The following is a 22,971-nucleotide window of genomic DNA, read 5'->3' as shown; positions in this document are numbered from 1 at the left end:
GGAAGCCAGGGAAGCCAAGGGAGGTCGGGAAGTCGGCGGTCGGGAAGCCGGGCGGACAGGAGGCCGGGCGGTCAGGAGGCGAGGGAGGTGAGGATGTCGCGTCGCAGCGCGACGCGCGCCAGGTCGTCGTGCGCCGCGCGGTCGCGGGGGCGCGGCACCTCGCGTACGGCGCTCAGGGAGCCGGAGCCGAGCAGCGCCACCCGGTCGCCGAGGAACAGCGCCTCGTCCACGTCGTGGGTGACGAAGACGACGGTCGCGCCGGTGCCGCGCAACACCTCCACCAGCAGGTCCTGCATACCGGCGCGGGTCTGGGCGTCCAGCGCGCCGAACGGTTCGTCCATCAGCACGGCACGCGGCGCACCCGCCAGGGCGCGGGCCAGCTGCGCACGCTGGCGCTGGCCGCCGGAGACCCGGTGCGGCAACTGCCCGGCCTGCTCGGCGAGTCCGACACGGGCCAGCCACGCCGCCGCCTGGGCACGGCGCTCGGCGCGCGGCAGCCGCTGGACGGCGAGCGGCAGTTCGACGTTGCCGCGCAGGGTGCGCCACGGCAGCAGGGCGTCCTCCTGGAAGACCAGGGCGCGGTCGGCGGCCGGCCCGGTGAGGGGCCGCGCGTCCTGGGTGACCTCGCCGGCGAGCGGGGCCAGCAGCCCGGCCAGCGTGCGCAGCAGTGTCGACTTGCCGCAGCCCGAGGCGCCGACGACGGTGAGGATCTCGCCGGGGGCCACGCGAAGGTCCACGGCGTCCAGCACCGGCGCCCCCGGCCGGCCCAGGACGGCGCCGCGCAGGGTGAGCGCGGCACCGGTGCGGGAGACGGAACGGACGTCAGACGAGCTGGTCATGGGGCACGTCCTCCTTGGCCGCGAGGCCGGTAGGGGCGGGCGTGGCGGCGCCGCGCGGGCGCCGCCGGGAGCGCGCGGCCGGGACGTACGAGGTGCGCGGCAGCCAGCGCGTCAGCCGGCGGCCCAGCAGTTCCACCGCCGTCGAGGTGAGCCAGCCGAGCACACCGATCGTGACCATGCCGACGAACACACCGGGGTAGTCGACGACCGTGTAGTCCTGCCAGGTGCGGTAGCCGACGCCGTACTGGCCGGAGATCATCTCGGCGGAGATCACGCAGATCCACGACACGCCGATCCCGACCGAGAGACCGCCGAACACACCGGGCAGGGCGCCCGGCAGCACGACCGAGCCGAGGATCCGCCACCGGCCTCCGCCCATCGTGCGCACCGCCTCCTCCCACACCGGCGTCAGCGCGCGCACCGCGTGCCGGGTGGAGACCAGCACCGGGAAGAACGCGGCGGTGAAGGTGATGAAGACGATGCCCTGCTCGTTGGAGGGGAAGAGCAGGATCGCGACCGGCACCAGGGCGATCGCCGGGATGGGGCGGACCACTTCCAGCAGCGGGCCGAGCAGGTCCTCGGCGAGCCGGGAGCGGGCCACGAGCACGCCCCCGGCGACACCGAGCAGGGCGGCCAGCAGGAAGCCGCTGAGGATCCGGGTCAGGCTGTCGGTGAGGTCCGTCCAGTAGTCCGGCCCGGCCAGCCGGTCGGCGAAGGTGCGGGCCACATCGGTGACCGTGGGGAACTGCGAGAACCGCAGCCACAGATCGATGTCCCGGGCGGTCAGCAGCTGCCACAGGCCGAGCGCCGCCACCAGCGACAGGGCCCGCAGCGCGTACCGGGTCACGAGGCGCGCTCCAGGGCGTCGGCGTACGTGATCACCCGGGCGCCGTCGTGGCCGTCGACGTACTCCCGCGCGGTCTGCGGGGCGACGAACGGCAGCAGCTTCGTCCCGTCGGCCACCCACACCGCCTTGTCGGCGAACCACAGGGTGCCCGTGGTGGCGTCGGGGACGTACGCGGCGCGGACACCGTCCTCGTGCCGCGCGACATGGGCCAGCAGCTCGGCGGGCCGTCCGAAGGAGCGGGTCTCGCTCGCGCCCTCGGTCCACACCTCGCTCCGGGCGGGCGGGGGAGTGGCGGCGAGCCGCCGGGCGTAGTCCGCGCCGAGCGCCTTGCGGACGTGGCTGTCGTCGACGAACGCGTCCACGTCCACGTCGCCGGTCAGCTTCGCGGACTTCAGGACCGCCACGTCCTCCTTCAGCGCGGCGACCAGCTGCGGTTTGACGGCCGGGTCGAAGGTGGCGATGCCGTGGGCGCCGTTGTAGAGGTACACCACCTCCGCGGGCAGTCCGGTGGCCTCGGCGACCTTCTCGGCGGCGGCCACCGGATGGTCGTCGAGATAGTCGGTGGCCCGCGCCTGGGCCTTCAGGAACGCCTCCAGCACGGCCGGGCGCCGCTCGGTGAAGTCCTCGCGGGCGGTGACGCCGTGGAAGGTGGCCAGATTCAGCCGCGCCCCGTCGTACAGCGCCTTCGCCTTGCCCTGGTGGACCAGCAGGCCCGGCCAGGCGACGAACTGCGACAGCGCGTCGGCACTGCCCGACGCCAGGGCCGAAGCGCCCACGGCGGGCTGCTGGTTGAGCTTCTCGATGTCCTCGTTCGGATCGAGTCCGGCGCGCTGGAGGGCACGGACCAGGGTGCCGTCGGCGGCGGAGCCGACGCTCGTCGAGACCTTCCTGCCCTTCAGGTCCTTCAGCGAGGAGAGGTCCGAGTCCGGCGCGGTGACGACGGTGTTGAGGCCGCCGCGCAGGTTGTAGCCGGTGACCGACACCAGATGGGTGGGCCGGCCGAGTTGCTTGCCGCGGGCCGCGTTGAGCAGCAGCGGGAAGTCGCCCATCGAGCCGATGTCGATCTTCCCGGCCGTCATCTGGGCGGTGATGGGGGCACCGGTGGCGTAGTCCTGCCAGACGACCTTGTATGTCCGGCCGTCGCCGAGGGAGTTCAGCTGCTGCTCGAAGTAGCCGAGGGAGCGCAGCAGGGTGCCCGCGGTGACGGTGTTGATGGTCTTGGACTGGTAGCCGACGGTGACGGTGACCGTGGAGCCGTCTCCGGCCTCGGCGCTGCCGCCGCAGGCCGTCAGCGGGAGGAGCAGGGCGGCCGCGGCGGCTGCCGCTGTGTGCTTCTTCATGGGAGTTCGGGGCCTTTCACCGGAGCAGGTAGGGCATGTTGACCGTGACGGCTCCGGTGGGACAGCGGGCCGCGCACGGGCCGCAGTACCAGCACTCGTCGACGTGCATGTACGCCTTGCCGTTGCGCTCGTCGATGGCGAGGGAGTCCAGCGGGCACATGTCCACACAGAGCGTGCAGCCGTCGATGCACTTCGACTCGTCGATGGTCACGGGCACGTCGGCCCGCTGGGGCGCCAAGGGCATGGCTGTCTCCAGGAAAGGGGTGCGGTGGGGTGCGGTGGGAGCGGGGCGGGGTCAGAGGGTGCGGTGCAGCAGGCCGCTCATCGTGATGCGGTCGCCGCGGAAGCGGATGAACTCCAGGTCCACGGGGCGGCCGTCGGCGAGGTGGGTGAGGCGTTCCAGCATCAGGACGGCCGCACCGCGCGGGGCCTCCAGAACGGTGGCGGAGTGCGCGTCCGCGTTCACCGCCTCCAGGCTGATCTCGGCGTGGCCGAGCCGGCTGCCGGTGTGGGCCTCCAGGAGCCGGAAGATGTCGGTGTTCTCCAGGTCCTCGCCCAGCAGGGCGGCACCGATGTCCAAGGGGATGTAGGTGAGGTCCAGCGACAGCGGCAGGCCGTTGAGGCGACGCAGCCGCTCGATGTACAGGACGTCGGTGCCGGAGCGGACCCGCAGCCGCTCGGCGACCGGCGCGGGAGCGGCGACGGGGCCCACCGTGCGGACCTCGTTGGTGACGCGGCCGTGTTCGTGCAGCGTCTCCGCGAGGCCCATCAGGCGGTCGAGGCCGTGCGGGTACTTCTGTGCGACGACCACCGTGCCGACGCCGGGCAGCCGTTCCACCAGGCCTTCCGCGCGCAGCAGATCGAGGGCCTGGCGGACGGTGTTGCGGGAGGCCCGGTAGTCGGCGGCGAGGGTCGACTCGTGGGGCAGGGTGCCGGCCGGGAAGCCGCCGCCGAGGAGCTGGTGGCGGAGGAGGTCGGCGAGCTGGCGTGCCTGGTCCGCGCGCAGCCGGCGCCGCGTGCGATGAGCGGCAACGGTGGGCGCGCCCTGGCCGACGTGGTCTCGGATGCGGTCGGTGGGCATGGGCTGGACCCTAGCGGCGGGCCGGACGCAGTGGTGTTGCCGAAGTGTTGCGCCACCTGACGTACCCCCAGGCGCGGCGCTGACCTGCGGTTTCTTCAAGCGGGGCGGAAGATCTGCCAGCCTGTCGCCGGGCCGCGTACGCCGAGCCGAGTACCGGTGGTCACTCCCGCCGTCGGACGTCCCCGCCGCCTGTTCCCGGCACCGTGAGGAGGGTGAAACTCAGCCGACCCGCACGCCGGGCCTTCCTCGTCGTCCATGTGGCCGCCTCCGCGAGCTGGCTCGGGCTCACGCTCGGGCTGCTGGCCCTCGGGACCACCGCGGCCACCACCGGGTCCGCGGTGGCCGTGGAGGCCTCCGTGCGGGCCATGAAACTGTTCGCCGACTGGCTGCTGCTGCCCGTCGCGTTCCTCACCCTGCTGAGCGGGCTGGTGCTGTCGCTGGGCACGGTGTGGGGGCTGGCGCGCCACCGGTGGGTCGTCACCAAGTTCTGGCTGACCCTCGCCACGACCACCGCCACGGTCTTCGCGCTCCGTCCGGGCGTGGACGCGGCGGTCGCCGCCGTCGGCGCCGGGCAGCCGCTGCCGGACGCCGGTGATGTGCTGTTCGGGCCGGTCGTCTCCCTCACCGCCTACGTCTTCATGACCGCGATCTCGGTCCTGAAGCCCTGGGGGCCCACCCGGCGCGGGCGGGCGGCACGGGCGGCCGGCCGCGGCGGGCCGGCTGCCGAAGACGTCCGGCAGCCGGCCTGACCGTGCTCGACTCGGCCGTGCTCGATCTGACCGTGCCCGGTCCGGCCGTGGTCGATTCGGCCGTGCTCGTGGGCGAGGTGTCAGCGGGCGCCCGTCCAGTTGTGGGCGACGTCCACGACGACGCGGTCGGTCAGCTGTGTCACCTTGAACGGCAGCCGGGCCCGCACACCCAGCCCGAACTGCGTGTCGCCCTCGAAGCTGCCGGCGAAACGGGTGTCGCGGAAGGTGCGGTATCCGGTGACGTCCACGCCCGGCAGCGGGCGGCCCACCCGGCCGGGGTAGGTGGGGGCGCCGGTCTCGGGGGCGTAGGCGGGCGCCGCGACCCGTATCTCCAGGACGGCGCCGCCGCCCACGGGGATGGGACGGCCCGATCCGTCCTGATGGAGGCGGTCGACGTAACCGACCCGGTAGCCGACGTTCTCACCGGCCCCGGGAACGCTGATGACCAGCCGGTCGAAGCAGGCGTGGCGGCCCGCCCTGGTGTTCGTCACCGACGCCGAGGTCGCGTCCGCGTCGGTCTTGTCACGGCTGCCCCAGCCGGTGGGGCAGGCCGTCTTCTGCGTGCCGGTGGGCGCGACGGCCTCAGCTGGCCCCGCCGCCACCGCAAACGTGGCACCCATGAGCGCGAGTGTCGCCCATGCTGTTCGAGTTCGTCCCATTGTGTTTCCCGAAGTCGCTTGTGTATCCCGGAGTCGCTTGTGTTTCTCGAAGTCGCTTGTGCTCGCTGAAGTCGCTGGTGTCCGCTATCTGGTGAGACTGCCGGGATGCGGGAATGGTTGCGGTCGGTCGGGAAACGAACCGCGCCCACCTCGCGGAGTGCGAGGTGGGCGCGTGAGCGTCGTGATCCGGTCAGGCGGTCGGGGCCGGGTACGTCGGGTACTCGACGCCGGAGACGTGCTGGACGACACGGATGACCTGGCAGGAGTAGCCGAACTCGTTGTCGTACCAGAGGTAGAGGATCGCGTTGTCGCCGTCGACCTTGGTGGCGCCGGCGTCGACGATCGAGGCGTGGCGCGAGCCGATGAAGTCGCTGGAGACCGCGTCGGGCGCCGTGGTGAAGTCGATCTGCCGCTTCAGCGGGGAGGTCAGCGAGACGTTGCGCAGGTAGTCGAGGACTTCCTCGCGGCTCGTCTCACGGCCCAGCCGCAGGCTGAGGATCGCGATCGACACGTCCGGCACCGGCACGCGGATGGAGCTGCCGGTGATCGGCGCCTTGAGGTCCGGGAGCGCCTTGGCGACCGCGGAGGCCGCACCGGTCTCGGTGATCACCATGTTGAGCGGCGCGGAGCGGCCGCGGCGGTCGGCCTTGTGGTAGTTGTCCAGCAGGTTCTGGTCGTTGGTGAACGAGTGGACGGTCTCCACGTGCCCGCGCAGCACGCCGAACTCGTCGTCCATCGCCTTCAGCGGCGGCACGATCGCGTTGGTGGTGCAGGAGGCGCAGGACAGCAGCCGCTCGTCCGGCTTGATCGTGTCGTGGTTGACGCCGTGCACGATGTTCGGGACGTCGCCCTTGCCCGGCGCGGTCAGGACGACCTTGTCGATACCGGGGCGCAGGTGCTGCGACAGACCCGCGCGGTCACGCCACTTGCCGGTGTTGTCGATGAGGATGGCGTCCTTGATGCCGTACGCCGTGTAGTCGACCTCGGACGGGTCGTTGGCGTAGATCACCTTGATGGCGTTGCCGTTGGCGACGATCGTGCTGGTCGCCTCGTCGACGGTGATCGTGCCCTGGAACTGGCCGTGGATGGAGTCACGGCGCAGCAGCGAGGCGCGCTTGACGAGGTCCTCGCCGCCCCGGCCACCGCCGCGGACGACGATGGCGCGCAGCCGCAGTCCGTTGCCGGAGCCGGCCTTCTCGATCAGCAGGCGGGCCACGAGGCGGCCGATGCGGCCGAAGCCGTAGAGGACGACGTCCCGGCCCTCGCGGCGCTCGATCTTGTTGGCGCCGGTGGCCCCGGCGACCGCCTCCGCGGTGAACTCCGCCACGGACAGGCCGCGGTCGTCGGTGCGGTAGGTGGCGGCCAGCATGCCGATGTCGATCTGCGACGGGCCGAGATCGAGCGTGGTGAGCGCCTCCAGGAACGGCATCGTCTCGGTGACCGACAGCTCCTCGCCGGCGATCTGCCGGGCGAAGCGGTGGGTCTTGAGGATGCTGACCACCGACTTGTTCACCAGGGAGCGGCTGTGGAGGAGGACGGTGACGTCCCGCTCCCGGTGCAGCTTCCCGATGATCGGGATCATCGACTCCGCGGTCTCTTCGCGGTTCTTCCAGTTGGTGAACGAGTCCTCGTTGACAGTCACAGGTCCATCTTTCGAGCTAGGCAGCGCTCAGATGATAACCAGACTTCTTCGTGGTCCTCGTAGGGGGTCCTTTCCGTAGGCACTCTTGACAGTGTGCGTACTGTTTCGCCACGTTTGAGCCTTACGGCGCAGTTCTGGGGGGAGCGGTCGACCATGCCTGACATGAGCAGCATCACGATCCACAGACCGGACGAGCTGGACGCCACGCTCATCCGTGCCTGGCACCGCGCGATGGACGAGTCACCGGAGTACGCCAACCCCTTCCTCGCCCCGGAGTTCGCGGCCGGCGTCGGCCGGTACCGGAGCGGAGCGCGGGTCGCGGTGCTGCGCGAGGGCACGGAACCCGTCGGCTTCCTGCCGTACGAGCGCACGCCGTACGGCGTCGGCCGGGCCATCGGCCTCGGCCTCTCCGACTGCCAGGCCCTCGTCCATTTCCCCGGTGTCACCTGGGACGCCCACGACCTGCTGCGCGCCTGCGGACTGTCCATCCTCGAGTTCGATCATCTCGTCGAGGAGCAGAAGCCGTTCGCCGCGCACGTCACCGGCACGTTCGCGTCCCCGGTCGTCGACCTGGAACCCGGCGACGGGGACCCCGACTACCCGAGGTGGCTGCGCGCCGCCTACCCGGGCCTGGCCAAGACGATGCTGAAGAAGGAGCGCCGCCTCGGGCGCGACCTCGGCGAGGTGCGGTTCGTCCACGACGAGCGCGACCCGCGGATGCTGCGCCGGCTGATGGCCTGGAAATCCGCGCAGTACCGCAGGACCGGTCGGATGGACCGGTTCTCCCGCCCCTGGATCGTCGGCCTCACCGAGCACCTGTTCCAGCTGCGCGAGGAGTACTTCACCGGCGTCCTCTCCGTGCTCTACGCCGGTGACCGCCCGGTCGCAGCCCACTTCGGACCCCGGTCACGGACCGTGTCCGCCGCCTGGTTCACCGCCTACGACCCCGAGCTGCGCTACTACTCGCCCGGCCTGATGATGCACCTGCGGATGGCCGAGGCGGCCCGCCGCGACGGCGTGCGGGTGATGGACTTCGGGCGCGGCGACAAGGAGTACAAGGACTGGCTCAAGACCCGCGAGCTGCGGGTCGGCGAAGGCTTCGTGACCCGTCCGCACCCGGTCGCCGCGGCCCACCGGCTCTGGCGCCGGCCGGTGCGCGGCCTGCGCAACACGGTGCTCGCCCACCCCGGCCTGCGCCGGCCGGCCGACCGGCTGCTGAAGACGGTCGGCACCCTGCGCACCGGCCGCACGCCGTCCGACGCGACGGCGACCCGCGCGCACTAGCGGTCCCGCCCGTCACCTCCCCACTGCTCCTTCCTGTCGCGCCTTCCTGCTTCCCACCCTGAAACGGCTTCTACGGAAGAGGTGACGATGCCGTACGGCTCGCGGCTCGCCGCGGAGATGACACGGCGGCTGGGACGCGCATGCGTCTACACCCCCTCGGCCCGACTGGCCCTCTACCTGGCCCTGCGACGCTGGTGCCGGCCCGGCGGCCGGGTGCTGATGTCCCCGGTCAACGACGACGTGATCCTCTTCGTGGTGCTGGCGGCGGGCCTGCGGCCCGTGCACGCGCCGGTGAACGTGTGGGACGGCAACATCGATCCGGACGCCGTACCCGAGTCCACCTGGCACACCGTCGACGCCGTCCTGACCACCAACCTGTACGGCATACCGGACCGCGTCGCGGAGCTGCGCCGCCGCTGCGACGCGCTGGGCATCCCGCTGATCGAGGACGCGGCGCACGCGATCGGCACCCACGTGGGCGGGCAGCCCGTCGGCAGCTTCGGCACCGCGGCCGCCTTCAGCCTGTCCAAGCATGTCGCGGCGATGGCCGGCGGCTTCCTCGCCGTCGACGACGCGCGCACCCGGCGCGAGCTGGAGCTGCTGCGCGACGACCTGCTGGTGCCGCGCCGGCTGCGCGCCGACCTCGCCACCACCCTGCGGCCGCTGGCCCGCTCCACCGTCCGCACCCTGCACCTCGTACGCCCCGTCTGGCGCTCCATGCGGCGCCTCGGCCTGCTCGAACGCGACGACTTCCGGATGGCCCTGCACGCGCCCCGGCTCACCGGCTCCGCCCGCGAGGCACCCAGCCTCACCGCCTACGACCCCTGGGTACGCGTCGACCTGCACGACTACCGGGCCCGCCACGGCGCCCTGCTGCGCGGCCAGCTCCAGCTGCGCATGGCCCGGCTCGACGGCGACTTCGACCGCCGCAGGGCCGGTGTCTCGCTGCTGTCCGACAGCGCCTGGTCCTCACCGGCGCTGCGCGGGCTCACCGCCCACGACGGTGTCCAGCCGCTGTTCCGGGTACCGCTGCTGGTCCGCGACCGGGACAGGCTCGTGGAGCGGCTGGTCGACCACGGCGTCGTCGCCGGGTACATCTACGATCCGCCGCTCGACGACTACGCGGGCGCCGAGTTCGTCGACCCGTCACCCGATCCCTCCGCCGCCCGCTGGTTCGCCTCCCACGTCCTGCCGGCCGATCCGCTGCTGGCCCGCACCATCAGCGGCGCCCTGAGGAAGGAACGCGCGGCGTCCGCCCGGCCGGGCCTTCCCGACCCGGTCGAGGACGCCGCTCCGCCCGCCTCACTGGGACGCACGGGCACCGATTGACAGCCCTCACGAGGGGTACTGCGGCGCGCATGGCCGGAATCGAACTCAAGAGCTCCGCATTCGACGATCACGCTGTGATCCCGCGCCGGTACGCCAAGGAGGGGGAGAACGTCTCCCCGCCGCTGACCTGGTCCGGAGTGCCGCAGGAAGCGGTGGAACTGGCCCTGGTGTGCGAGGACCCGGACGCCCCGTCGGGGACCTTCATGCACTGGCTGGTGACCGGCATCGACCCCGACACCGACGGACTGCCCGCGGGCGGCACCGGCCCCGGCGGCCACCCGCACCGCAACGGCTACGGCGAACGGGGCTGGGGCGGCCCCCAGCCCCCCGTCGGCGACGACGCCCACCGCTACTTCTTCCGCCTCTACGCCCTGCCCGCCCCGGTCTCCCTCCCGGACGACGCCACCGCCGACGACGTCCACCGCGCCCTGGACCACCGGCAACTGGCCAGCGGCACACTGGTGGGGCTGTACCAGCGCTGACGCGGGGCAGGGTTGGAGGGGCCGGGGGGTGGGGAACGGAAGGGCATGAACGGGGACGGGGGGCGCCGCCGGTGCGGTGACACGGGCACGCGGGACGCCGTGGCGGCGCGAGGCGGCCCGCGGTGAGCCGGCCACGCAAGGGCGCCGGCGAGCCCGCCGACCCGACGCCCCGCTCCGACCCGGCCGCGCGGGCAGCCGGCCCGCAGCCGTCGGTGACCTCCTCCGGCCGACGCGCGGTCGCGGTCGGGCAGAACGCCCACGTGGTGATCACCGGCGACGGGAACGTCGTCAACGTCCAGCCGTTGCCTCACGAGAGGGCCGTCCCGGGTCCCGGCCTGGCCGGGGGCGATGTCGCGCTGCCCTCCGTGACCCTGCCGCCGCGCCGGGTGGCCAGGGAACGCATCCGAGGGCGCGACCGCCTCATCTCCCAGGTGGACCAGGAGGTCCGCAACCGCCTTGCCGACGGCGTCGGCGAGGGCACCGCATATGTCCTGTCCGGGTTGGGCGGCTGCGGGAAGACGACCGCGGCCCTGGAGATCGCGCACCGGCTCGCCCCCGCCATGGCGCACACCTGGTGGGTGTCCGATGCGGACGGTGACCTCCGCGGTTCGATGAAGGCTCTCGCCCTGGCCGCCGGAGCCGCTCCGCAGGAGCTGACTCCCGTGAACACCGCCGACGTGCTGTGGCAGCGGCTCGACTCGCTGACCAGGCCCTGGCTGCTCGTCCTGGACAACATGGACGACCCCGACTCGTTGCTTCAGCACTTCCGCCGGCTGCGCCCGGTGCGTGCGCCGGGCACCGTCCTGGTGACCAGCCGCAACTCGCCGGCCTGGCCGGACGCGACCGTCCTGCCCGTCGACACCCTGGACCCGGAGACCGGCGCCCGGGTGCTGATGGACCTGGCACCCCACGCGGGGGACGAACCGGCGGCCCGCCGGCTGGCCGAGCGGCTGGGAGGCCTGCCTCTCGCCCTGTACCTGGCGGGGGCGTACCTCGGGACGAGGCGTGTCAGGCAGGCGTCGGACGCCGCGGACACCTTCGACACGTACCGGCTCACCGTGAACCGGCGACTGCGGGAGGAGGACGTGACGCGCTCTCCCGGTGCGGCGCTGGACCGGGACCCGGGCCGGCGGACGATCCGCACCACCTGGGAACTCTCGCTGAGGCTTCTGGAAAGCGTGGCGGAACGTGACCGGGACAGCGGCGGATACCGCTTCGCCCGGCCTCTGCTGCGCCTGCTGTCCTGCTTCGCCCTCGCGCCGATCCCGCACCAGCAGCTCGTCGCCTCCGACGTCCTGGCGGGCAGCCCCATGTTCCGGGACATCACGCGGGACGAGCTCGACACGGCGATCGCCGGGCTCGAAAGCCTGGGCCTGGTCCGGGTGGAACAGGCCGCCGACCACGGTGCGACCGACGCCGGTGTCCGCTGGGTGCTCACGCTGCATCCCCTGGTCCGGGAGATCAACCGGCTCCATGACGATCCGGAGAACCAGGCCTCCCGGTACCTGGTCCTCGTGGTCGAGCTGCTGGCCCGGGCGACGGACCGGCTCGATCCCGGCCACCCGGGGGACTGGCCGCTGTGGCGGCACTGGGCGCCGCACTGCTCCGCGCCACTGCGGCTGCCGGGCCTCCCGGACAGTGATCCGGAGCTGCTGATCCGGGCCACCGGCCTCGCACTCGGCGCCGCTGAGTACCGCACCCACATGGGCATCTACGACGAGGCCCTCGCCGAACTGCGGTTCATCACGGACCTGCGGGCCCGCCGTCTCGGCGAGGACCACCGCGCCACCCTCGCCTCACGGGTCAGCCTGGCCTGGGCGCTCCGGGACAACGGCGAACTTCAGGCGTCCGCCGAGGAGTACGGCAAGTCGATCGAGCTGCTGGGAAGCACCGCCGTGCCCGACGACGACCCGCTGGCCCAGTCGGCCCGCGCCGGCTGGGCCCGCGTCCTGCGCGGGCTCGGAGGGTCCGCCCGCTACGCCACGGCGGAGCGGGAGCTGCGCACAGTGCTGGATATCCGCCGCCGTGACCCGGTGCGCAACGCCTGGGCCATCCTGCGCACCCGGCGCGACATCGCCACCGTCCTGCACAAGCGGGGGCTGCTCCAGGAAGCAGTCGAGGAACTGCGGGCCGTCTACAAGGAGAGCCGCGACGCGCTCGGCGAGTGGCATATCGACACCCTCAGCATCGGCACCAGCCTCGCCCGGGTGCTCCGGGACGCCGGGTGGACCGATGAGGCCGAGGAGGTCATCGAGCAGGTTCTCGAGGGCTGCGGCGAGGTGCTGGCGGACGATCATCCGAACGCGCTGGTCGCCCGGCACGAACGCGCTCGCATCCGGCGGGACCTCGGGTGGTACGCGGAGGCCGAGAAGGAGTTCGCGGGCACCTGGCCGCTCCTGGCACGCCGGTTCGGCGCCGGCCATCCGGACACGCTGGCCAGCCGGCACGAACTGGCCACGGTCCTGCATCTGTCCGGCTGCCTGGACGAGGCGGCCGGTCACTACCGCGCGGTCTGCGACGGCCTCGAGCAGAGACTCGGGACCGATCACCCGGACGCCGTCGTCTGCCGGGGCAATCTCGCGCGTGTCCTGGAGGAGACGGCACACGACGAACGGCACGGCCCGGCACAGGGGGTGGCTTTGATGATCGACGACCCACAGGACGGCGACGCCGTACCGGACTTCGCGAATCTTCGGCTGCGCGAGGCCTTCGCGTTGCCGGCGGCGGTGCTGGACCTCCCCGCCGTCCAGCGGGGCCTGCGACGATTCACCTCCCCGCGAGTGAGCAGGGGAGGCGGCGAGGCAGGGGGATACGGAGGGTTGTCCGAGTACGTCTCCGCCTCGTCGACGGGCGGGTCGTACGAGCGCACCTACCGTCCGCCCGCGCCGCGCAGGGCGGAACCCGAACCCGAGCCGCCGCGCGAGCCCGAAGCCCAGTCCCGCCGGCTGACACCAGCCGCTCGGCGCGCCGCCGACGGGCGGGAGGCGCGGGCGCTCGTCGACGTACTGATCCGGCAGGAGCGCGGCCTGCGGGTGGCCGCGCTGTGCAAGATCCGCATCGCCGCCGAGGAGGCCGGCCCCCACCTCCATCCCAGCCTGCCGCACGTGACAGCCGTGAACCTCCTTGCCGCGGTGGACGAGGAGGCCCCCGACATCATGGACGACCTCCTGCTGCACCCGGCCACCGGCCGCTGGATGGCGCACGTCCTGCGCAGGCTGGACGACGGTGAGGACGATGCGGTGGCCGTGCCGCTCTGGGTCGACCTGGGGCATCTGCACGCTCTCGCCGCCGCGGCCGGCATCCGGGCCGGGATCTCCTTCACCTGCCGCGTCCCGGTCCGCGACGGTGTCGTCCAGCTGCCCACCCTCGGGTACGCGGAGGCGGGTTTCAGCAGGCCGGAGACCGCCGTGGTGCGGGCGGAGGCGGGGGAGGTCGTCGTAGAGGTGGGGCACGGCACCGTCCCCGTGCCGGATCCGGTGGGCCGGGGGCCCTCCCGCTGGCACGAGCCGCACCGGCTGAGCGCCCGTACGGCGGCGGCGTCCTGGGCGCCGGTGCTCGACGATCTCGATCCGTTCCGGCGCCCCGACGGACCGGCGGCCCCGGACCGGCTCGCCCCCGAGCGGGCCGCCCGCTGGCAGAGGGTGGTCCAGCAGGCCTGGCGTTCGCTGATCCGCGCCGACGCCGCGCGGGCGGAGGCGATCGGGCGGGCCGTCACCGCCCTGACCCCGCTGCGCCCCGCGCAGGACGGCCGTACAGGCATGTCGCTGACGTCGACCGACGCGTTCGGCGGCGTCGTCCTCGACGACCCGAGGGACGCGGAGGAGCTCGCCGCGACGCTGGTGCACGAGTTCCGGCACATGCAGCTCGCCGCCGTCCAGCACGGCGTCACCCTGCACACCGCCGACGGGACGGCCGACCTCGGCTACGCGCCCTGGCGGGACGACCCGCGTCCCTTCGCCGGCCGTTTCCACGGTGTGTTCGCCTACCTCGGCGTGACCGAGTTCTGGTGGCGCCTCAGCGCCGCGAGCAGCACCGGCACCGCCCGGCGGCGCGCCCAGTTCGAGGCGGCCTACTGGGGCCGGGAGACCTGGGACGTGTTCACCGCGCTCCGGTCCTCCCGCCATCTCACGCGAGCGGGACGGGCGTTCATGGACGAGCTGGAGAAGGCCGCCCGTCCCTGGCGGGAGGAGGCCGGCCTCCCCGAGGACGTGGTCGCGCTCGCCACCGAGGCCGCCGCCGGGCAGCGCGTCCGCTGGCGCCTGCACCACCTCGCCGTCGACCCGCAGGACTGCGCCCGCCTCACCCACGCCTTCACCGTCGGCGCGGAACGCCCACATGTCTCCGGTGGGTTCGCCGCGCTGCGGCCCGACCCGGGGGCCCGGCTGCTGGACGCGGGGCTGCCGCTGCCGCGTGAGGCGGCGGTGGACTTCGAGGAGTTCCGGCGTGCCCGGCACACTGTCGCCGACGGGGACCCGCGCGCGTCCGACATCGCCCGCCTCCTCGGCGACCTTCCCCGGGCCACGCGCCTGGCGGTGGAGCGGATCGCCGGCGACCCCGCTCCGGCCGAGTCCTGGGTGCGTCTCGCGCTCGCCGTCCGTCGTGACGCCGAGGTGCCGGAGGCGGCGCGCAGGGCGCTGGTCCAGCGGCCGGAGCTGGTGCGCGCGGTTTATGACCGGGTGAGACGGTCCACGAACGCCGCCCCGGAGCCGATCCGCCTCGCGGCCTGGATCGACGGTCCTGGTGACCGTGAACTGCCACCCGTGGCGCACCCCTGGTGACCGCGGCCCGTCGGTCCTAGATCCGCCCGGCCCTCCGCTGCCTGCGCAGCAGCAGCGCCAGGTACAGCCCGCCGATCACCGCCGTGACCACGCCCACCGGCAACTGGGCCGACTCGTGCAGGCGTTGGGAGGCGAAGTCCGCGGCGACGACGAGGAGGGCTCCGGTGCAGGTGGCGGCGGCGAGGTTGGGGCCGGAGGCGGCGGTGAGGCGGCGGGCCAGCTGGGGGGCGATGAGGGCGACGAAGGGGATGGGGCCGGCGGCGGCGGTGGCGACCGCGCACGCCGCGGTGGCGAGGACCAGCACCAGCAGCCGGGTCCGTTGCACGGGCACGCCGAGCCCGCCCGCCACGTCGTCGCCCATCTCCAGGATCCGCAGCCGGCTCGCGGCGAGGGCGACCAGCGGCAGCACCAGCGCGAGGCCCACCGCGGCGGGCCGTACGTCCTGCCAGCCGCGGCCGTTCAGGCTGCCGTTGAGCCACACCATCGCCTGGGCGGCGTGCGCGAACCGGGCCTTGGCCAGCAGGTAGGCGTTGACGCCCTGGAGGAGGGCGCTGACACCGATGCCGACCAGCACCAGCCGGTAGCCGTGGACGCCGTGCCGCCACGCCAGCAGGTAGACCAGCACCGCGGTGAGCAGCCCGCCGCCGACCGCGCCGACGGCGATCTGCCCGCCGGTGCCGCCGGCGACCAGCACCACCAGCAGGCCTCCGGTGGCGGAGCCGTAGGTGAAGCCGACGATGTCGGGGCTGCCCAGCGGATTGCGGGTCAGGCTCTGGAACAGCGCGCCGCTCAGACCGAGCGCGGCGCCGACCAGGATGCCGGTGAGCAGCCGGGGCAGCCGGAGCCGGCCCACGATGAAGTCGGTGCGCCGGCTGCCGTTGCCGAGCAGGGTGCGCACCACGTCCGCCGGGGAGACGGTGTACTCGCCGGTGCCGAGCGCGAGCACGCCCACCGAGGCGGTGGCGGCCAGCACCAGGACGCACACGGTCACCGTGCGCACGTCCACGCGCAGCGACAGCCGGTGGGAGCGGCTGCGGACCACCCGGGCCCGGGCCGGCGCGGCCGGCGGCTCGGCGCGTTCGAGGGGCTGGGGCTCCGTCCGGGTCACGCGCCCACCACCCTGCGGTGCCGGACCAGGGCGATGAACACCGGGGCGCCGACCACCGCGGTGACCACGCCGGCGTCGAGTTCGTCGGGGCGTACGGCGATCCGGCCGAGGACGTCGGCGAGCAGCAGCAGGGCGGGGGCGAGCAGCATGGACAGCGGGAGGGTCCAGCGCTGGTCGGCGCCCACCATCAGACGGGCGATGTGCGGCACCGCGAGCCCGACGAAGACCAGCGGGCCGACGGCGGAGGTCGCCGCGCCGCACAGCAGGGTCACCGCGAGCAGCCCGAGGAAGCGGGTCCGGGTCAGGCGCGCGCCGAGGGCGCGGGCGGCGTCGTCGCCGAGCGCCAGCGCGTTCAGCGGCCGTACCAGGGTGAGCGCCACGAGCAGGCCGGCCGCGACGAACGGGGTGAGCACGGCGAGTGCCTCGTCGTCGGCCCGGGCGAGCGAGCCGACGCTCCAGAAGCGCAGCTGGTCCAGTGCCTGCGCGTCGAGCAGCATCAGGGTCTGGCCGACACCGGTGAAGACGGCGGCGATGACCGCCCCGCTCAGCGCCAGCCGTTCGGGAGTGGCGCCGCCGCGCCCACCGGAGGCCAGCGAGTACACCAGCAGCCCCGCCAGCACGGCGCCGAGCAGCGCGAACCACACCGACGCCCACAGGCTGGTCAGCCCGAACACCGACAGGGCGAGGACGGCCCCGGTGGCGGCGCCGGCGTTGACACCGAGGAGGCCGGGGTCGGCCAGCGGGTTGCGGGTGAGCGCCTGGATGAGCGCCCCGGCGACGCCGAGCGCGGCTCCGGCGGCGATCCCCGCCAGGGTGCGCGGCACCCGGACGTCCCAGATCACGGAGGCCGCGACCGAGCCGTCGTCGTGCAGCAGCGCGTTCCCGACGACGGAGAAGGGCAGTGCGCGCGAGCCGACGGCGAGGCTCAGCAACGCGGCGGTGAGCAGCAGCAGTACGGCCCCGAGGAGGGCCAGTGACCGGGTGGTGGCCCGGCGCCGGAGCGGTGCGGCGGGAGGCTCGGGGCGGGGCGTGTCCGCGTCGGGGCGGTCCTCGGCCGTCGTGGTCCCGGGCTCACCGGCCACCGTGGCCCTCCTCGCGCAGCCGGTCCGCGATCCGCCGGCCGAGCGCCTTCTTGTCGATCTTGCCGACGGAGGTCCGGGGGAAGGCGTCGAGCACTTCCACGCGGTCCGGCAGCTTGTAGGCGGCCACGCCCCGCTCGCGCAGGAACGCGGTCAGCTCCCGCAGGGCCGGGGCCGTGCCGCGCGGCACGAGGCAGGCGCAGGTGCGCTCGCCCATCGTCGCATCCGGCATGCCGACGACGGCGGCGTCGTGGACGGCGGGGTGGGCGAGGAGGTGGTTCTCCAGCTCCTCGGCGGAGATCTTGTCGCCGCCCCGGTTGATCTGGTCCTTCTCGCGTCCCTCGACGACGAGATGGCCGGAGGGCAGGACCCGCACCAGATCGCCGGTGCGGTAGTAGCCGTCGGCGGTGAAGGCGCGGCTGTTGTGCTCGGGCGCCCGGTAGTAGCCGCGCAGGGTGTAGGGGCCGCGGGTCAGCAACTCGCCGGTGGCGCCCGGCGGTACGTCGTTCCCGGCGGCGTCGACCACGCGTATCTCGTCTGCCGGGGACAGCGGCCGTCCCTGGGTGTGCAGGACGAGGTCGGCGGGGTCGTCGAGGCGGGTGTAGTTGAGCAGGCCCTCGGCCATCCCGAAGACCTGCTGGAGCGCGCAGCCGAGCGCGGGCCCGACCCGGGCCGCGGGTTCGGCGCCCAGTTTGGAGCCGCCGACCTGGAGCAGCCGTAGCGAGGAGAGGTCGGCCTCCTCCCACTCCACCGCGTCCAGCCACAGCAGGGCGACCGGGGGGACCACGGCGGTGGCGGTGACCCGCTCCCGTTCGATCAGCGCGAAGGCGTCCTCGGGGCTGGGGGTGGGGGAGAGCACGACGGTGCCGCCGGCCAGCAGGGTGCCGAGCAGTCCGGGGCAGGCGAGCGCGAAGTTGTGCGCGGTCGGCAGCACCACCAGGTAGACGGTGGACTCGTCGAAGCCGCAGACCTCGGCGCTCGCCCGGACGTTGTACGCGTAGTCGTCGTGGGTGCGCGGGATGAGCTTGGGTTTTCCGGTGGTGCCTCCGGAGAGCAGCAGCAGCGCCACATCGCCGGGGTCGGGCGCGGGCAGCGGTGCCGGCTCGGCGTCGACGGCGGCCAGCGCGGTGAACTCGGCGGGCTCCCCGTCGACCAGCACATGGGCGACGGACGGCACCGCCTTGCGCAGGGCGCGGGCCAGGACGCGGTGGTCGAAGCCGTCGTGCTCGTCCGGGATCGCGTACGCGACGGCCCCGGCCGTCTCGGCGACGTGGACGATCTCGCTCTCGCGGTGCGCGGGCAGCGTGAGCACGGGTACGGCGCCGGCCCGCAGCAGGGCGAAGAACAGCACCACGAAGGCGTCGGTGTTGGGGAGTTGGACGACCACGCGGTCGCCGCCGCCGATGCCGAGCGCTCGCAGTCCGGCCGCCGTCCGGTCGGCGCGCGTGTCGAGTTCGCCGTACGTCCAGCGGTGGCCGCCGGCGTCGACGAGGGCGGTGCGGTCCGGGTGCCGTGCGGCCCGGTCCCGCAGCAGCCGGTCCAGCGGCCGGCCCTCCCAGTAGCCTTCGGCGCGGTAGCGCTCCGCCAGTGTCGTCGGCCAGGGGACCCATCCGTCGAGCATGCTCAACTCCCGCCTGCTGATGAGGAAAGGCTTGCCTACGTGCTTCGCCGGGGTCAACCCCGAGGGGCGTGCGGAGGAGCCCGTGCGCCGTTCGGCCGCATGGCTCGACGCGATCTGGACGCGGCTTCGACGCGGAGGCTACCCTCCTTCTCGATTAGGTTAGGTTAACCTAACTCCAGGGAGGTAGGTCGTTGCTGCGTTATCGGAGCGCGGAGACGGAACTGCCGGGAGATCCCATCCCATGGGCCGCGGCCCTCGCCGAGTCGGGCCTGTTCGACCAGTACGTGATCTATGAACGCGACGGCGACTGCCGCTTCGCCGGCGGAGCGCTCGGCGAGGTGCTGGTGGACCGCTCCACCGTGCGCGCCCGCTTCGGCACCGCCACGTCGACGGCGCCCCTCGGCCCGTACCCACTGCGCCAGGTGCGGGAGTCGCTCGACGGGGCCGACATCGAGGGATGGCGGACCTACGGCTGGATGGCCTACGAGTTCGCCCATCTCCACGCCGGCCGCCCCGACCGGGCCGGCGACGCCGATCTGCTCCATGTCGTCGTCCCGCACACCGAGGTGACACTCCGCCGGCAGGGCGCACTGGTCCGCAGCGCCGACCAGGAGACGCTGGACCGCGTGCTCGCCCTGCTCTCCGCCCCGCCCGCCGAGCGGCCCGTCGCCGCCGCCCGGCCCGTGGACATCACCGACGGCGCCGCCGCCTACCCCGGACTGGTCGCCCGCGCGATCGACGAGATCCGCGACTCACCGACCGGACTCCAGAAAGTCATCCTCTCCCGGTCCGTCCCGGTGTCCTTCCCCGTCGACTTCGTCGGCACCTATCTGCACGGCCGGGCCCACAACACCCCGGCCCGCTCCTTCCTGCTGCGCCTCGGCGGCCGCCGGGTGGCGGGCTTCAGCCCCGAGACGGTCGTCGAGGTCGCGGCGGACGGAGAGGTCGTCACCCAGCCGCTCGCCGGAACCCGCGCCCGGGGCCTCGGGGCGCGCGAGGACGAGCGGCTGCGCGCCGAACTCCTCGCCGATCCCAAGGAGATCTCCGAGCACGTGCTCTCGGTGAAGCTGGCGGAGGAGGAGATGGCCACCGTATGCCGGCCCGGCTCGGTCTCGGTGCGCGATCTGCTGAGCGTGCGGCAGCGCGGCAGCGTGCAGCACCTGGGGTCCAGCGTGCACGGCCGGCTGGCCCGGGACGCCACCGGCTGGGACGCCCTGCGCGCGGTCTTCCCGGCGGTCACCGCCTCCGGCATCCCCAAGGCGCAGGCGTACGACTGCATCGCGAGGCTGGAGGACGGGCCGCGCGGCATATACGGCGGCGCGGTCCTGACCGCCTCCGCGGACGGTGAGCTGGACGCGGCGCTGGTGCTGCGCAGCGTCTTCGAGGAGGACGGCCGCACCTGGCTGCGGGCCGGCGCCGGGATCCTCGCCGGGTCCACACCGGCCCGGGAACTGGAGGAGACCTGCGAGAAACTGCGCAGCGTCGCCCCGTACGTCGTCCCCGCGCGGGCCTAGGGGCGGGCGTGCGGCTGGGAGAAGTCGTCGTCGATGTCGCGCCGCTGCGGGCGAGCGGCCCTTTCCGGCTGGTCTTCGCCACCCAGGCGATCTCCATGGTCGGCACCCATCTCACCTCGGTCGCCGCGAGCGTGCAGGTCTACACGCTCACCGGATCGTCGGTGCAGGTCGGCCTGATGAGCCTGGCGCTCGGCCTGGCGCTGCTGGTCGGACTGCTGGCCGGCGGGCTGCTCGCGGACCGGGTCGACCGGCGCCGGATCGTCCTGGTCACCCGGACGGTGACCGCCGTGGTGATCGCCGCTCTCGCGGTCAACGCGGCGCTGGCCGAGCCCAGGGTGTGGTTCGTGTTCGTGGCGGCGGTGCTCGCGGGCGGCGCCGGCGGGCTCGGCGGTCCCGCGCTGATGGCCGCCACCCCGTCCCTGGTGGCGCCGGGCCAACTGGCCGCGGCCGGGGCGCTGATCACGCTCACCGCCCAGCTCGGCGCCATGGTGGGGCCCTCGCTGGCCGGACTGATCGCGGCCGGTCCGGGCGTCGCGGTGTGCTTCGCCGCCGACGCCGTGATCTACGTCGTCGGCCTGGCCCTGCTCGCCCCGCTGCCCGCGCTGCCGCCGGACACGGCGGGGGAGCGGCAGCGGCCGGCGCGGGCGATGGCCGAGGGGCTGCGCTTCCTGCGCGGCAACCAGGTGGTGGCCGGACTGCTGCTGATCGACGTCTGCGCGGTCGTCTTCGCGATGCCGTACGCGCTCTTCCCGGAGCTGGGCACCGAGCACTTCGGCGGTGGCCCGTCCACCGTCGGGCTGCTCTACACCGCGCCCGCCGTCGGCTCCTTCTTCGGGGCGCTGACCAGCGGGTGGACCGGCCGGGTGCACCACACCGGGCGGGCCCTGATCGGCGCGGTCGCTGTGTGGGGCGTGGCCGTCACCTGTTTCGGGCTGAGCCCCGACCTGTGGCTCGCCCTGCTGTTCCTGGCCCTCGCGGGCTTCGGTGACACCGCCTCCGAGATCCTGCGCCGGGCCCTGCTCCAGCACTACACGCCGGACCGGTTGCAGGGCCGGGTGGGCAGCCTGTGGCTCGCCCAGGCCACCGCGGGACCCTCCGTCGGCAACCTGGAGGCGGGCCTGGTGGCCCGGGCGCTGGGCTCGTCCGCCGGGGCCGCGGTGGCCGGCGGGCTGGTCTGCCTGGCCGGGGTGGCGACGCTCGCGCTGGCCATGCCAGGCCTGCGCCGGGCCACCCTCCAGGGGCCGCCGGCCACCGAGGAGAAGCCGACGGCGCCCACGAAGGCGACCGACTGACCCACCGTCGTACGCCAGGGAGGGCCATGCCGAGCGCACGGATCAACGGAATCCGCCTCCACTACGAGGACACCGGCCACGGCGATCCGGTGGTCCTGGTGATGGGCCGGGGCGCGGGAGGCCGCGCCTGGCACCTCCATCAGGTGCCCGCACTGGTGGCGGCCGGATACCGCGCGGTCACCTTCGACAACCGGGGCGTCCCGCCGACCGACGAGTGCCCCGAGGGCTTCACCGTCGGCGACCTGGTCGACGACACCGCCGGCCTGATCGAGCATCTGGGCCTCGCGCCGTGCCGTCTGGTGGGCGTCTCCCTGGGGGCGTACGTGGTGCAGGAGCTGATGCTGGCCCGGCCCGAACTGGTGCGGCAGGGCGTGCTGATGGCCACCAGGGGCCGCACCGACGCACTGCGCACCGCCATGGCCGCCGCGGAACGCGCCCTGGACGACGCCGGGGTGGAGCTGCCGCCCGCCTACGCCGCCTGGGTGCGCGCCCTGCTGAACCTGTCCCCGGCCACCCTGGACGACGACCGGTCGGCCCAGGACTGGCTGGAGGTCCTGCGGTTCGCGCCGCCGGTGGCCGGTCCGGGCGTCCGCGCCCAGTCGGAGCTGCGGGTCCCGGACGACCGGCTCGCCGCCTACCGGGCGATCACCGTGCCCTGCCTGGTGATCGGTTTCGCCGACGACCTGATCCTGCCGCCGCGCCTGGGCCGCGAGGTCGCCGAGGCCGTCCCGGGCGCCGTCTACCAGGAGATCAAGGGGTGTGGCCACTACGGCTACCTGGAGCGCCCGCAGGAGGTGAACCGGGTGCTGCTGGAGTTCTTCCGCACACACGACTGATGAGGTTAGCCTCACCTAAGTCCTACCTCAGGGGGTAGTGGTGCAGCGCACCGTGCTCAACGGAAAGATCCACCGAGCCACCGTGACCCAGGCCGATCTGCACTACGTCGGCTCGCTGACGATCGACCAGCACCTCATGGCCGCCGCCGACATCGTCGAGGGCGAGGCCGTCCAGGTCGTCGACATCGACAACGGCGCCCGCCTGACCACCTACGCCATCCCCGGCGCGCCCGGCAGCGGCGTCCTCGGCGTCAACGGCGCGGCGGCCCACCTGATCCACCCCGGCCACCTCGTCATCGTCATGTCCTTCGCCGTCCTCGACGAGGACGAACGGGCCGCCCACCGGCCCCGGGTCGTGCACGTCGACAAGGCCAACCGGATCGTCGCGCTCGGCACCGACCCGGCCGAGCCGGTGCCCGGGGCGCCGGACCAGTTCTCCGGGTCCTTCACCGAGCCCGCCGACCGCACCCGTGAGCAGGAGGGGAACTGAG

The 22,971-nt window shown here is 73.6% G+C and carries 19 protein-coding genes; 9 read left to right on the top strand and 10 right to left on the bottom strand.

The features are described 5' to 3' along the window. Positions 1-71: 71 nt before the first annotated feature. Genes ABT232_RS22930 through ABT232_RS22910 form a run of 5 tightly spaced genes read right to left on the bottom strand, consistent with a single transcriptional unit; the run spans position 72 to position 4,107 of the window. A complete protein-coding gene (locus tag ABT232_RS22930) occupies positions 72-839 on the bottom strand; it encodes an ABC transporter ATP-binding protein (RefSeq protein ID WP_351842775.1) in 768 nt (255 codons plus the stop codon). Continuing rightward, positions 823-1,686 carry an ABC transporter permease gene (locus ABT232_RS22925; RefSeq protein ID WP_351842773.1) on the bottom strand — a complete coding sequence of 288 codons (864 nt, stop codon included), beginning with the start codon at positions 1,684-1,686 and terminating at the stop codon, positions 823-825. Before ABT232_RS22925 ends, ABT232_RS22930 begins: the two co-directional genes overlap by 17 nt. Continuing rightward, positions 1,683-3,026 carry an ABC transporter substrate-binding protein gene (locus tag ABT232_RS22920; protein WP_351842771.1) on the bottom strand — a complete coding sequence of 448 codons (1,344 nt, stop codon included), beginning with the start codon at positions 3,024-3,026 and terminating at the stop codon, positions 1,683-1,685. The genes ABT232_RS22925 and ABT232_RS22920 overlap by 4 nt, the downstream gene beginning before the upstream one ends. Positions 3,027-3,042: 16 nt before the next feature. Next, positions 3,043-3,270 (bottom strand): 4Fe-4S dicluster domain-containing protein, encoded by a 228-nt coding sequence (locus tag ABT232_RS22915; RefSeq protein ID WP_003992261.1) that lies wholly within the window; start codon positions 3,268-3,270, stop codon positions 3,043-3,045. A gap of 51 nt (positions 3,271-3,321) precedes the next feature. Next, positions 3,322-4,107, bottom strand: coding sequence for a GntR family transcriptional regulator (locus tag ABT232_RS22910; RefSeq protein WP_351842768.1), 786 nt, complete (start codon positions 4,105-4,107; stop codon positions 3,322-3,324). Between the two features lie 212 nt (positions 4,108-4,319). On the opposite strand from ABT232_RS22910, the gene ABT232_RS22905 reads away from it, so the two are divergent. Continuing rightward, on the top strand, positions 4,320-4,856 hold the full coding sequence (locus ABT232_RS22905; protein WP_351842766.1) for a DUF2269 domain-containing protein: 537 nt from the start codon (positions 4,320-4,322) through the stop codon (positions 4,854-4,856). A gap of 80 nt (positions 4,857-4,936) precedes the next feature. Here the strand turns inward: ABT232_RS22905 and ABT232_RS22900 are convergent, their stop codons facing one another. Both ABT232_RS22900 and ABT232_RS22895 read right to left on the bottom strand, forming a co-directional pair. Next, entirely contained in the window at positions 4,937-5,515 is a 579-nt protein-coding gene (locus ABT232_RS22900) for an AMIN-like domain-containing (lipo)protein (RefSeq protein WP_450871615.1), read from the bottom strand. 190 nt (positions 5,516-5,705) lie between these two features. Continuing rightward, the gene (locus ABT232_RS22895; protein WP_351842762.1) at positions 5,706-7,157 is read right to left on the bottom strand and encodes a glyceraldehyde-3-phosphate dehydrogenase; all 1,452 of its coding nucleotides are present in this window, start codon (positions 7,155-7,157) and stop codon (positions 5,706-5,708) included. Positions 7,158-7,310: 153 nt separating this feature from the next. Between ABT232_RS22895 and ABT232_RS22890 the strand changes: the two genes are divergently transcribed. From ABT232_RS22890 to ABT232_RS22875, 4 genes are all read left to right on the top strand, one after another. Next, entirely contained in the window at positions 7,311-8,441 is a 1,131-nt protein-coding gene (locus ABT232_RS22890; protein ID WP_351842760.1) for a GNAT family N-acetyltransferase, read from the top strand. An 87-nt stretch (positions 8,442-8,528) separates the two neighbouring features. Beyond that, on the top strand, positions 8,529-9,770 hold the full coding sequence (locus tag ABT232_RS22885) for a DegT/DnrJ/EryC1/StrS family aminotransferase (RefSeq protein ID WP_351842758.1): 1,242 nt from the start codon (positions 8,529-8,531) through the stop codon (positions 9,768-9,770). Positions 9,771-9,799: 29 nt separating this feature from the next. After that, positions 9,800-10,252, top strand: coding sequence for a YbhB/YbcL family Raf kinase inhibitor-like protein (locus ABT232_RS22880; RefSeq protein ID WP_351842756.1), 453 nt, complete (start codon positions 9,800-9,802; stop codon positions 10,250-10,252). Positions 10,253-10,374: 122 nt separating this feature from the next. After that, positions 10,375-15,030: an aKG-HExxH-type peptide beta-hydroxylase gene (locus ABT232_RS22875; protein WP_351842754.1), complete on the top strand. Its 4,656-nt coding sequence runs from the start codon at positions 10,375-10,377 to the stop codon at positions 15,028-15,030. 16 nt (positions 15,031-15,046) lie between these two features. Here the strand turns inward: ABT232_RS22875 and ABT232_RS22870 are convergent, their stop codons facing one another. The 3 genes from ABT232_RS22870 to ABT232_RS22860 form a co-directional block, all read right to left on the bottom strand. Beyond that, the gene (locus ABT232_RS22870) at positions 15,047-16,138 is read right to left on the bottom strand and encodes a FecCD family ABC transporter permease (RefSeq protein WP_351842752.1); all 1,092 of its coding nucleotides are present in this window, start codon (positions 16,136-16,138) and stop codon (positions 15,047-15,049) included. Beyond that, entirely contained in the window at positions 16,135-17,112 is a 978-nt protein-coding gene (locus tag ABT232_RS22865; RefSeq protein ID WP_351842833.1) for a FecCD family ABC transporter permease, read from the bottom strand. The genes ABT232_RS22870 and ABT232_RS22865 overlap by 4 nt, the downstream gene beginning before the upstream one ends. A 97-nt stretch (positions 17,113-17,209) precedes the next feature. Then, positions 17,210-18,838 carry a (2,3-dihydroxybenzoyl)adenylate synthase gene (locus tag ABT232_RS22860; RefSeq protein ID WP_351842750.1) on the bottom strand — a complete coding sequence of 543 codons (1,629 nt, stop codon included), beginning with the start codon at positions 18,836-18,838 and terminating at the stop codon, positions 17,210-17,212. Positions 18,839-19,029: 191 nt separating this feature from the next. On the opposite strand from ABT232_RS22860, the gene ABT232_RS22855 reads away from it, so the two are divergent. The 4 genes from ABT232_RS22855 to panD are packed head-to-tail and all read left to right on the top strand — an operon-like array spanning position 19,030 to position 22,970. Continuing rightward, positions 19,030-20,352: a salicylate synthase gene (locus ABT232_RS22855; protein ID WP_351842748.1), complete on the top strand. Its 1,323-nt coding sequence runs from the start codon at positions 19,030-19,032 to the stop codon at positions 20,350-20,352. 8 nt (positions 20,353-20,360) lie between these two features. After that, positions 20,361-21,644, top strand: a complete 1,284-nt coding sequence (gene entS, locus ABT232_RS22850; protein WP_351842746.1) for an enterobactin transporter EntS — start codon at positions 20,361-20,363, stop codon at positions 21,642-21,644. A 26-nt stretch (positions 21,645-21,670) separates the two neighbouring features. Further along, a complete protein-coding gene (locus ABT232_RS22845; RefSeq protein WP_351842744.1) occupies positions 21,671-22,480 on the top strand; it encodes an alpha/beta fold hydrolase in 810 nt (269 codons plus the stop codon). A 40-nt stretch (positions 22,481-22,520) separates the two neighbouring features. After that, positions 22,521-22,970: an aspartate 1-decarboxylase gene (panD, locus tag ABT232_RS22840; protein ID WP_351842742.1), complete on the top strand. Its 450-nt coding sequence runs from the start codon at positions 22,521-22,523 to the stop codon at positions 22,968-22,970. The last annotated feature ends 1 nt before the right edge of the window (position 22,971 follow it).

It is taken from the genome of Streptomyces sp. NPDC001532 (assembly GCF_040298625.1).
In the GTDB taxonomy this organism is placed as follows: domain Bacteria; phylum Actinomycetota; class Actinomycetes; order Streptomycetales; family Streptomycetaceae; genus Streptomyces.
Note: the sequence above shows the minus strand (reverse complement) of the source record. Positions and strands in the feature narration are given on the sequence as shown.